This window comes from Burkholderia sp. Ac-20345 (assembly GCF_017104825.1).
Taxonomy (GTDB): domain Bacteria; phylum Pseudomonadota; class Gammaproteobacteria; order Burkholderiales; family Burkholderiaceae; genus Burkholderia; species Burkholderia lata_B.
Map to the genome: position 1 here is coordinate 1 of NZ_JAAGPO010000265.1, position 11050 is coordinate 11050.

Genomic DNA, 11050 nt, shown 5'->3' on the forward strand with positions numbered 1-11050 from the left:
TCGGCCGGCACGCGCCGCGCATGAATCGGGGTGAAGCATGACTTCGTGAAGAAATGACGAACGGATGCGCATTGTGCCACCGATGCGACGCACACCGGGTTTACGCGGATGGCCGTCCGTCCTGCCGCTGCCGATAAGCCGGGTCAGGCAGTCTGCGCAACGGGGCAGTTGGACGAGCGCAACGGTTTGCGCCGCGTTCATCTACCCCGATGGACGGACGGTTTGCGACGTGACACCATTTTGACCTCACGCGGCCGCACACCGCGTCGTCCGCCCTGCGGGCCACACATACAACAGACCAAACATTCGCCGGGCGCTCGACCCGCCCGGCCCGGCTCCGGAGATCCGTCATGAAGAAGCACGTCATTTTTACCGCCGCGCTGGCCGCTTTTGCCGCGCCGGTCTTCGCCCAGAACAGCGTGACGCTGTACGGTGTGATCGACGAAGGCTTCAACTACACGAACAACGTGAACGTCAATGGGGTCGGAAAATCGAATTACCAGCTCGCGAGCGGCTATGCGCAGGGCAGCCGCTGGGGCCTGAAGGGCAGCGAGGATCTCGGCGGCGGGCTGAAGGCGATCTTCACGCTGGAAAACGGTTTTGACGTGAACAACGGCCGGCTCGGCCAGGGCGGCCGCATGTTCGGCCGCCAGGCGTTCGTCGGGCTGAGCGCGCCGCGCTTCGGCACGCTGACCTTCGGCCGCCAGTACGACTCGGTGGTCGACTATCTCGCACCGCTCACCGCCAACGGCAACTGGGGCGGCACGCTGTTCTCGCACCCGTTCGACAACGACAACACGGACAACTCGTTCCGCGTCAACAACACGGTCAAGTATGCGAGCGCCGACTGGAACGGCTTGACGTTCGGCGGCACGTACAGCTTCAGCAACAGCACCGGCTTCTCGAACAACCGTCAATACAGCCTCGGCGCGCAATACTCGCTGGCCGGGCTGCAGGTCGCGGCTGCGTACCTGCAGGCGAACAACCCGGGCGTCGGCAGCGCGGGCGCGATCTCGGCGGATGACGCGAACTTCGTCGCCGACCGCCTGCGGATCTTCGGCGGCGGCGTCAACTACACGTTCGGCCCGGCCACGGTCGGCTTCGTCTACACGAAGACGGACGTGAAGAACCCGGTGTCGACCGTCTACCTGCCGGCTTCGACGTTCGCCGGCCTCGGGCTGACCGCGACGAAGTTCCAGAACTTCGAGATCAACGGCAAGTACCAGCTCACGCCCGATTTCTATCTCGGCGCGCAGTACGTGTACACGGACGGCAAGTACGATGCCGCGGCCGGGTCGTTCAAGCCGAAATACCACACGGTCGGCCTGATGGCCGACTACAGCCTGTCGAAGCGCACCGACGTGTATCTGCAGGGCGCATGGCAGAAGGTTGCCGGCGACAAGACCGGCACCGCGGCCGACGGCGGTTACGTGGTCGGCACGGACGGCCCGTCGGCGTCGTCGAACCAGTTCGCGGTGCGCGCCGCTATCCGCCACAAGTTCTGATCGGGCGGCGCCGGGGCGAGTGCTCCGGCGCCTGCCGTCAATCTGCCAGGGGCGTGGCGCCGAGCGTTTCCGCGAGCCAGTCGACGAAGATCCGCACGCGCGGCGCGAGATGCCGGCCGGTCGGAAACACCACCGACACGGGCAGCGGCTCGGCATTCCATTCTGGCAGTACCTCGACCAGCGAGCCGTCGGCGAGCAGCGGCCCGAGCCCGTCGCGCGGTGCCTGGATCAGCCCGAGACCCGCGAGACAGCACGCGAGATACGCCTGAGAGCTGTTCACCGCCACGACGCTGCGCATCTTGACCGCGTGCAGCTCGCCCGAATCCATATCCGCATATTCCCAGTCCAGCTCGCGGCCCGTGCGGCTCGAGAAATAGCCGACCGCGACGTGGTCCGGCAGCTCGTCCGGCGAGCGCGGCGTGCCGTGCCGCTCGAGATACGCGGGCGCCGCGCAGTTGATCTGCGCCAGTTCGCCGATGCGCCGCGCGACGAGCGACGTGTCGGACATCGCGCCGACCCGCACCGCGCAGTCGATGCCGTCGGCGACGAGGTCGACGAAGCGGTCGGTCGTGCCGATCACCACGCGCAGGTCGGGGTAGCGCGCATGGAAACCCGGTAGCGCCGGAATCACCTGGTTCAGCGCGAAGCGCTCGGGCAGGTCGACGCGGATCGCGCCGCGCGGCGTCGTGCCGGCGTCCTCGAACAGCGTTTCCGCATCGTCCAGGTCGGCCAGCAACCGCACGCAGCGCTCGTAATAGGTCGCGCCTTCGGCCGTCAGCGCGACGCGCCGCGTCGTGCGCTGCAGCAGGCGGATCTTCAGGTGCTTTTCCAGATACTGGACGGCGTTGCTGACCGTCGGGCGCGGCAGCTGCAGCTGCTCGGCCGCTTTCGTGAAGCTGCCGAGATGGGCGACGCGCGCGAAGATGCGCATTGCTTGCAGATGATCCATGCGGGGCGAGTGCGTGGGTGGAGGGAGCAGGCTCCATTGTTAATCAGCGTCGAATGGTTTGGTTGAGTGTTTCGCGTTTATCGCGTGTCGCGATGCGTCCAGAATCCGGCCTGTTCATTCATCACTCAAGGAAACGGACATGGAAACGCGTGAACTGGGCCGTACGGGCCCGCGGGTGTCGGCGCTCGCGCTCGGCTGCATGGGGATGTCGGACTTCTACGGGCCGGCCGACCGTGACGAAAGCATCGCGACGCTGCACGCGGCCCTCGACCACGGCATCACGATGCTCGACACCGGCGATTTCTACGGGATGGGCGACAACGAGATGCTGATCCGCGATGCGCTGCGCGGCCGGGCACGCGACCAGGTGCTGATCAGCGTGAAATTCGGCGCGCTGCGCGATCCGGCCGGCGGGTTTGCCGGCTACGACGCGCGGCCGGTGGCGATCCGCAACTTCGTCGCGTACTCGCTGAAGCGGCTCGGCACCGACTACATCGACATCTACCGGCCGGCGCGCGTCGATCCGGCGGTGCCGATCGAGGAGACGATCGGCGCGATCGCCGATCTCGTGAAGGCCGGGTACGTGCGCCATATCGGCCTGTCGGAAGCCGGCGTTGATACGATCCGCCGCGCGGCCGCCGTCGCGCCGATCTCCGACCTGCAGATCGAATATTCGCTGCTGTCACGCGGCATCGAGGCCGGGATCCTGCCCGCGTGCCGCGAACTCGGGATCGGCGTCACGGCCTACGGCGTGCTGTCGCGCGGGCTGCTGGGCGGACGCTGGAGTGCGGCGCGGGAAGGCGAGCGCGATTTTCGCGGGGCGAGCCCGCGCTTCCAGGGCGAGAACCTCGCGCACAACCTCGCGCTCGTCGACGCGCTGCGCGCGATCGCCGACGAGAAGGGCAGCAATCCGGCGCAGGTCGCGATCGCGTGGGCGCTGTCGCGCGGCGGCGATATCGTGCCGCTGATCGGCGCGCGCAAGCGCACGCAGCTTCAGGACGCGTTGCAAGCCGCCGAGATGCAACTAACGGTCAATGACATCGCTCGCATCGAAGCGGCGGTTCCCGCCGGGGCGGCTGCCGGTGAGCGTTATCCGGCCGCACAGATGGCGCACCTCGACAGCGAGCAGGGGCAGGGGGCATCTCACGGGGACTGATCGGCCCGGATCGGCATCGGTTTCGGAACAGCCCCCGTATTCGGCTCGAATCCGGGGGCTGGGGCCGGGGGCGGCAACCCGGATGGCGGTGCGTGTTCGGCCCCGCCGACTTGACGCCGGCGGCGCGTGTTTCGCCGGCACACGCACAACGGCACAACGGCGCAACGGCACAATCGCGCCGCCGGCTCCATCCGGCAAGCCCTAGCCAGCCTCAGGCAAAGCCAGATGGTAGGCGGCGCAATCGGGGTTCACCATCGGCGCCGTACTCAACCAGACGGAATGCCTTTCATGCACATTCAAACGCTGACGATCATCGCGGTGGTTTTCCTGCTGGCCGGCGCGGTCAAGGGGATGATCGGGCTCGGGCTGCCGACCATCGCGATGGGGCTGCTGACGCTCGCGATGCCGCCGTCGGCCGCCGCGAGCCTGCTGCTCGTGCCGTCGTTCATCACCAATGTGTGGCAGTTGTGGCTCGGCCCTTCGTTCGGGCCGCTGCTGCGCCGGTTGTGGCCGCTGCTCGCGGGCCTGACGATCGGCACGCTGACGGGCGGGCTGCCCGCGCTCGCGGCCGGCAGCACCTGGACGCATGCGGCGCTCGGCGTGGTGCTGATTCTCTACGGGCTGTGGGGGCTGGCCGCCGCGCGGCTGCCCGCGCCGGGCCGCCATGAAAAATGGCTGTCGGCCTTGGTCGGCTACCTGACGGGTGTCGTGACGGCCGCGACCGGCGTGTTCGTCGTGCCGGCCGTGCCGTACCTGCAGGCGCTGCGACTGTCGAAGGACGACCTGATCCAGGCGCTCGGGCTGTCGTTCACCGCATCGACGATTGTGCTCGGCCTGCAGTTGCGCGTGACGGGGGCGCTGGAGACGGTCGATCTCGGCGTGTCGGCGCTCGCGCTCGTGCCGGCGTTGGCGGGCATGGCCGGCGGGCAATATGCGCGGCGCGTGATGAGCGAGAAGGCGTTCAAGCGCTGCTTCTTCGTCGGACTGATTGCGCTCGGCGCGTATATGGCGGCTTCGGGGTGGCTGTGAGCGGGCATCGCCGACGAGCGTGATGCCCGCCGTCCGCGGCACGTGACGCTCCCGAAGCCGGCTTCGACGACAACCGGCTCCGGGAGCGTTCACCGGACGTAGGTCACATCGCTCAGGCCGGGTCGGCGTACTTCAGCGTCCACCCGAGCGTGCGGGTCGTGCCCACGCCGAGTGCGAACGGCTTCGTCGTGCACGCGAAGTTCGAATGCAACTGGCCGATCGGCGTCGTCGACAGCGGATTCGTCGTGCCGTTCGCCGTGTCGAAGGCGGACAGCGCGCAGTTGTCGAATCCGGACGCCGCATAGCCGGTCGCGGCACTGTTCGCGTAGGTCACCGACACGCCGTCGCCGTTCGCCTGCGTCGATGCGAAATCCGCGAACGACGTGAAGTCCGTTTCGACCGACAGGTTGCCGGTGAGCGTGCCCGTGCTCAGCGTGTCGCTGCGTGCGACCGAGCCGTGCGCGAACGTCAGCACCGTATGCACCTGCAGGTCGAGATCCGTCGTGTATGCCGCGTTCTTCGACGCGAGCCGGAACTTCGTGGTATCGAACGACACGACCACCTGCCCGTTGCTTTGCTGGACGTTCAGGTTCTTGTAGTACGTGACGGGAATGTAGGTCTTCCCGTTGTACGACACCTGCGGCACCAGCAGCGCGTAGCCGAGATCCGTCGTGCCGTAGATCAGCTTGTCGGAGAACGGCACCGGGTAGTACGGCGTGTACGAGTTGTAGTCGGGCGCCTGGTTGAGGTTCAGGTTGATCACGCGCCGGCCGTCGCGCACGGTGACGAGCGCCGCACTGTACGGATGCGCGGTGTCGCCCGGCTGGTTGTACCAGGTGAGCGTGTAACGCGGCAGCGCGTCGAGCCACGCGTTGTAGTCCGCATCCGCCATCGGCGCCTTGCCGCCGAAGCCGAGCTTGTTCCACCATGCGTTCACGTACAGGTACTGGTGCAGCAGGCTGAAGTTCTCGCCCATCACGCGCGGCTTGCCGCGATACGCGTCCGTGCCGCGGCCCTTGACCCACATGTTCACCGACGGTGTCGGCAGCGACGGGTCGTACCAGTACGTGTCGAACCGATGCGCGGCCTGGTAGATGAACGCATAGGCAACCTGTTTCTCCTGGTCGGTCAGTACGCCGGCGTTGGCCGCGGCCGTCAGCACTTCCATGAACGCCGAATCGCCGTACGGGCCGATCGAGCGACCGTAGTTGAAGCCCTGGCCGTTTGCGTTCAGTTGCGGCAGGATCAGGTCGACCGACTTGCGCAGATAGCCCTTCAGCTCGGGCGTGAGGTTCGCCTCGTTGCCCATCTCGAACGTACGCTCGGTCACTTCGCCGATCAGCAGCGTGCTGTAGCGGTCGAAGCGCGCCTGGTCGTAGTAGGTCGTGTGCGTGTTCGACGCTTCGTCCGAGAACCCGCCCGAAGAGTCGTTGCGGATATGGTTCGTGAGCGTGTACAGCAGCGCGTCGCGCGCGCCCATCGTCGCGACCGACGGATCGGTCTTCGATGCAAACGACGGGCTGCTCCAGCCGAGCTTCTGGCGCAGCCCGGCGATTCCGTAGGACACCGCATAGTAGTTCTGCGCGGTGTTGAGCGACGCGATGTCGATCGGCGTGCCGGCCGCGGGGCACGTATTGGTCTTGCCGCTCGCATCGGGGCCGAACATGTCGCAGAAGGTGAGGCGCTGCTGCAGCGTCGCGAGCATCGCGTCGCTGAAGACTTCGTTGAGCATCCCGCGCGCCTTCAGGTTGTTCAGCGTGACGAGGTAGTAGTACTCGCCCCACGACGTATTCGCATACGTGTAGTTGCTGCCCGACTGCGCCATCATCGCGGTCGTGATCGTCTGGTACGTCGCGAGGTAGCTCGCGTACTGCGGATCGTTCTTCGACTTCATGTCGATCAGGATGTACGACAGGCCGAGCGCGAGCTTGCCCGGCAGGAATTTGTCGCCGGTGTTCGTGTCGAGCACGTGGACCGGCGTGCCGTCGCCGAGATCCATCACGACCTGCGTGAAGTCGGGTGATTTCCGGATCAGGTCGAACAGCGCGCGCATCTGGCCCATCATCGTGACCGGAACGTTCGTGCCGGCCGGTACGCTGGTGTCGGCCGCGCCATAGACGAGCGCCTGCAGCGAGTTCGACGCGAGCGACGGTGTCGTGGACGGGGGCGGCGAGGATGACGGCGGCGTGTCGGTCACGTCGTTGCCGCCGCATGCGCTGACGAACAGGACGGAAAGGGCGCTGAGCGCGGCGCCGAGCGCGAATCTGCTGCGCGGATGCATTGTGTCTCCAGTTTTGAATAGTGATGAAGGACGGGCGGGTGTGGCCGTTGCCGCGCTCGATGCCCGTACCTACCGCCGCCTTGCAACCCTGATCCCTGAAGGCAAACGGCCTGAACTACCAATCGAGCGGGCAAGCGTTCTCCCTGCGCGGGCCGTGACCGGCGTCGCGCGGATGCATTGGAAAACGTTTTCCAAATCTAGGCAGAGATCGGCGTGATGTCAATGAACTTTCACGCCGGACGGGGCGGGAAAAACACGGATAGTGGGAAGTCGGGAGTGGTGCGTGAGATCGGAATATCGTGAAATTTGCCGGAATTTCTTCTTGCTTTGACAGGCTGTAGCGAAGGATGCCGATTCGGAAGCGACGACCAGAAGAAATTTCCGACGATGCACGCTCGCGAGACTTTAAGAGAAAACGTTATCCATAAGGATCGAAGTGAATGCGGCGGACATCGGGGTGCGAGGGTGGCGGGCAGCCGGGCCGTTCCGACTAGACTAGAGCTGTGCCTCGATCGTCGCCTTGTCGATCACCGACCAGACCTGGCGGATCTTGCCGTCATGAAATTCGTAGATCACGTTCTCGCAGAACGTGACCTTCCGGCCGTCGATGGCGAGCCCCATGAACGTGCCGCTCGGCGAACAAGCGAAGCAAAGCCGGCATGCGATGCGCGGCGGCTCGCATACGAGCAGCCGGATGTCGAAACGGAGATCGGGAATGTCGCGGAAGTCCTGTTCCAGCATCGCACGATAACCGGCGAGGCCGAGCGGCCGGTCGTTGTGGATCACGTCATCGGAGACGTATTCGCCGAGCGCCGGCCAGTCTTGCCGGTTCAGGCAGTCGATGTACGCGCGGTAGCGGGTCGCGAGATCGGTTTCGGTCATGGCCGTGCCTCCGTGTGTCGACGGGATGAGTCGGATGCGGCGCGCGTCACTGCGACGTGGTTTCACCGGACAAGAACTCGACGAACTCCCGCGTGTACTTCGGCAGCGCATCGAACGACCGCGCGCACAGCTTCAGCCGGCGGTGGCTCCACGGATCGGACAGCTCGACGAGCCGCACGTCCATCGTCTGCATCGCGCGCTCGGCCGCATGGCGCGACACGATGCCGATGCCCACGCCGCTGGCGATCACGCGGCAGATCGCATCGAAGCTCTTCAGTTGCACGCGATAGCGGATCCGCTTGCCGAGCGCGCGCGCCTGGTCGGCCAGATGCACCTGCAGTGCGCTGCCGTCGGTAAGGCCGATGAAGTCGGCATCGGCGATCGAGTCGAACGCGACCTTGTCTTGCAACGCGAGCGGATGCGCGGCCGGCACGACGACGATCAGCCAGTCTTCGCGGAACGGTTTCTGTTCGAGCCCGCCGAGCCCGACCGAATCGGCGACGATGCCGACCTCGGCCGTCTTGTTGCGGATCGCATGCACGATCTCCTGGCTCGAGCGCTCCTCGACGCTGATCGACAGCTTCGGATGATGCGGCAGGTAGTCGGCCAGCGCGTCGGGCAGGTATTCGCTCAGCGACGCCGTGTTGCACAGCAGCCGGATATGCCCGCGCAGCCCCTGGCCGTATTGCTGCAGCTCGCCGCGCATGTGGTCGATCTGCTGCAGCACGGTGCGCGCGTGGTGTTCGAGCGCGCGGCCCGCGTCGGTTGCCTGCGCGCCCGACTTGGTCCGGTGCAGCAGCGGCACGCCGAGTTCGTCTTCCATGCCGCGGATGCGCTCGCTCGCGGCCTGCAGCGTGATGTGGGTCCGCTCGGCGCCGCTCGTGATCGTGCCGGCCTCGCAGATGTTCAGGAAGAGCCGCAGGTCGGTCAGGTCGAAGCGCATGGTGGGTGGGGGCGATCGTGTTGGAATGGCCGATAAGTTAGCAGGGAACCGCAGCCGCGGTCTCAGGCGCAGCCTGAGGCCCGATTCGCCGGTTCCGCATTTTCGGGGCGCGATCGATGGCGGATCATGGCCGCACATCAACCGGGGAGCCAGTCATGCGGATCGATCCGTCGTGGGGCGTGTCGTTCAAGATCGCGCTGCACGTGCTGTTCCTGTGCATCGGCATCGCGTGGGCCTGTTCGGAACTCGCCACGTGGTTGCGTTGAACGTCGCGGCTGCCGTGCGCCGCAGCGGGCGGCGGCCGCCGCTTCACGTCTATCGAAACGAGTTCGTCATAGTTTTCTAAAACGAAAATTCTTCCGTTTTCGCGCAAAAAGACCATCAAGTTTTTCCGGATCGGACCGTATTACCGGTAGCGAATGCCGGCCGGCATCCGGTTCGTGATCGTTTGTCATCATTGTTTGCATCCGGTTACACGTCGGCCGTTCCGTTTTTGAGATGCTTGAAAGATTGTCAAACCGGAGTCGGATCGTCCATGAAAACGCGCGAGATTCACCGTCACGCGGCGTGGCTGCCAGGCCTGGCAGCCGTGCTCGTCATGGCCGGTTGTGCAAGCACGCAGTCCGTTCCGCCGAGCGATACGCAGGCGGGACAGTCGTCGTCGGGCCAGCCCGCCGCTGCGCCGTCGGCCGCCACCCCGCCGCCGGCGCCGATTTTCGTCGCGCAGAAGTACGTCGTGAAGCGCGGCGACTCGTTGACGGGCATCGCGTCCGCGAACGGCTGCAGCATTGCCGACCTGCGCACCTGGAACAAGCTGGGTGCGAACGGCCGGCTGCGCATGGGGCAGGTGCTGCGCATCGTCAAGCAGCAGCCGTTGCCGGCACCGGGCGCGGCCGGCACGCAGGTGGCCGCATCGTCGGCAGCGAGCAATGGCGCAGCGGGCAACCCGCCAACCGCGCAGACCACAGCGTCGAGCGCGAGCGACCGTCAGGTCGTCAAGGAAATGAAGCGGCATGCGGGTGGCGTCGCGCTCAAGTGGCCCGCGAACGGCAAGATCGTCGACGGGTTCCGGCCGGGGCAGAACCGCGGCATCCAGATCGCCGGCCGGCCGGGCGACCCCGTACGCGCGGCGGCCGACGGCCGCGTGATGTATGCGGGCACCGGCCTGAACGATTACGGCAGCCTGATCATCGTCCAGCACAACGCGGATTTCCTGACCGCCTATGCGCACAACCGCAAGCTGCTCGTGAAGACGGGTGACATCGTGCGCCAGGGCGACGAGATCGCCGAGATGGGCGACCTCGACAACTCGCGTGTCGCGCTGCTGTTCGAGGTGCGACGCGACGGCAAGCCGGTCAATCCGATGCCGTATCTGCCTTCGTCGCAAGGGTGAAGCAGGGCCGTTTCGCTGGAACGTGGCGGCGGTCGCTGCTACGCTAGGGTCTGTTCATGCGAGTCCCGCGCTTCGCGGGGCCGGCGGTCGTCTTTCGGGGATGCGCGGCGAATGCCGTCGCGAGTCGGCTGCCGGCGTGAACGGGCGCGCTGCTTCGACGCGTGCCCGCGCTGCTTCGTGCCACCGTTTCCGACAGAACACACCTCATCCATGGAACACTCTCCGACACGCCGCTCGCTGTTGCTTGCCGCCGTTGCCGCGCCGTTCGTCGCCGCGTGCACATCCGCGCCGGTCGCCGACCAGGGGCGCGCCCACGCCGCCCAGGCCGAATTGACCGCGCTCGAGAAGGCCTCGAATGGCCGGCTCGGCATCGCCGCGCTCGATACGTCGAACGGCGTGCGCATCGCTCACCATGCGCGCGAGCGCTTCCCGCTGTGCGGTACGTATGCGGTGGTTGCGGCCGCCGCGATGCTCGCGCGCGGCTCGCTCGACGCGTCGCTGCTGCCGCGCCGCATCCTGTACCGCCGCTATGAAATCGTGTCGGGCTCGCCGATCACGGAAAGCCACGTCGACACAGGCATGACGATCGAGCAGCTGTGCGTGGCGATGCTGCAGTCGGGCGACAAGGGCGCCGGCAACCTGCTGATGGGCGTGCTCGGCGGCCCGCAGGCCGTCACGTCGTTCGCTCGCGCGAGCGGTGATACGTTCTTCCGACTCGATCACTGGGAACCCGAACTGAACAACGCGGCGCCCGGTGACGAACGCGACACGTCGACGCCGGTCGAGATGGTCGACTCGCTGCAGCGGCTGCTGCTCGGCAACACGCTGCAGGAACCGCAGCGCGCGCAACTGACGGAGTGGATGGTCGGCGGCGCGCGTGGCGCGACCGGCATCGCGGCGGGTGTGCCGCCC

Annotated in this window: 9 protein-coding genes; 5 read left to right on the plus strand and 4 right to left on the minus strand. The window is 66.5% G+C overall.

Annotated features, from left to right (window positions below):
* Positions 1–350: 350 nt before the first annotated feature.
* Positions 351–1505, plus strand: coding sequence for a porin (locus tag G3O06_RS43455; protein WP_174968944.1), 1155 nt, complete (start codon positions 351–353; stop codon positions 1503–1505).
* 37 nt (positions 1506–1542) lie between these two features.
* Here the strand turns inward: G3O06_RS43455 and G3O06_RS43460 are convergent, their stop codons facing one another.
* Complete coding sequence (locus tag G3O06_RS43460) at positions 1543–2454, minus strand: LysR family transcriptional regulator (protein WP_174968945.1); 912 nt, start codon at positions 2452–2454, stop codon at positions 1543–1545.
* A gap of 139 nt (positions 2455–2593) precedes the next feature.
* Here G3O06_RS43460 and G3O06_RS43465 point away from each other — a divergent pair, with 139 nt between their 5' ends.
* Positions 2594–3610: an aldo/keto reductase gene (locus G3O06_RS43465; RefSeq protein WP_205819772.1), complete on the plus strand. Its 1017-nt coding sequence runs from the start codon at positions 2594–2596 to the stop codon at positions 3608–3610.
* A gap of 288 nt (positions 3611–3898) precedes the next feature.
* Positions 3899–4639, plus strand: coding sequence for a sulfite exporter TauE/SafE family protein (locus G3O06_RS43470; protein ID WP_205819773.1), 741 nt, complete (start codon positions 3899–3901; stop codon positions 4637–4639).
* 112 nt (positions 4640–4751) lie between these two features.
* Here the strand turns inward: G3O06_RS43470 and G3O06_RS43475 are convergent, their stop codons facing one another.
* From G3O06_RS43475 to G3O06_RS43485, 3 genes are all read right to left on the minus strand, one after another.
* A complete protein-coding gene (locus tag G3O06_RS43475) occupies positions 4752–6920 on the minus strand; it encodes a hypothetical protein (protein ID WP_205819774.1) in 2169 nt (722 codons plus the stop codon).
* A 495-nt stretch (positions 6921–7415) separates the two neighbouring features.
* Complete coding sequence (locus tag G3O06_RS43480) at positions 7416–7802, minus strand: ester cyclase (protein WP_205819775.1); 387 nt, start codon at positions 7800–7802, stop codon at positions 7416–7418.
* Between the two features lie 46 nt (positions 7803–7848).
* Entirely contained in the window at positions 7849–8745 is an 897-nt protein-coding gene (locus tag G3O06_RS43485; protein ID WP_205819776.1) for a LysR family transcriptional regulator, read from the minus strand.
* Positions 8746–9280: 535 nt separating this feature from the next.
* Between G3O06_RS43485 and G3O06_RS43490 the strand changes: the two genes are divergently transcribed.
* Both G3O06_RS43490 and bla read left to right on the plus strand, forming a co-directional pair.
* Entirely contained in the window at positions 9281–10138 is an 858-nt protein-coding gene (locus G3O06_RS43490; protein ID WP_205819777.1) for a peptidoglycan DD-metalloendopeptidase family protein, read from the plus strand.
* A 210-nt stretch (positions 10139–10348) separates the two neighbouring features.
* Positions 10349–11050: class A beta-lactamase (gene bla, locus G3O06_RS43495; protein ID WP_205819778.1), on the plus strand; the 702-nt coding region annotated here is incomplete at its 3' end.

Bases quoted from the DNA above. Each gene is read 5' to 3' on its own strand.
- G3O06_RS43455 (WP_174968944.1), top strand. From the start codon at position 351: ATGAAGAAGCACGTCATTTTTACCGCCGCGCTGGCCGCTTTTGCCGCG.
- G3O06_RS43460 (WP_174968945.1), bottom strand. From the start codon at position 2,454: ATGGATCATCTGCAAGCAATGCGCATCTTCGCGCGCGTCGCCCATCTC.
- G3O06_RS43465 (WP_205819772.1), top strand. From the start codon at position 2,594: ATGGAAACGCGTGAACTGGGCCGTACGGGCCCGCGGGTGTCGGCGCTC.
- G3O06_RS43470 (WP_205819773.1), top strand. From the start codon at position 3,899: ATGCACATTCAAACGCTGACGATCATCGCGGTGGTTTTCCTGCTGGCC.
- G3O06_RS43475 (WP_205819774.1), bottom strand. From the start codon at position 6,920: ATGCATCCGCGCAGCAGATTCGCGCTCGGCGCCGCGCTCAGCGCCCTT.
- G3O06_RS43480 (WP_205819775.1), bottom strand. From the start codon at position 7,802: ATGACCGAAACCGATCTCGCGACCCGCTACCGCGCGTACATCGACTGC.
- G3O06_RS43485 (WP_205819776.1), bottom strand. From the start codon at position 8,745: ATGCGCTTCGACCTGACCGACCTGCGGCTCTTCCTGAACATCTGCGAG.
- G3O06_RS43490 (WP_205819777.1), top strand. From the start codon at position 9,281: ATGAAAACGCGCGAGATTCACCGTCACGCGGCGTGGCTGCCAGGCCTG.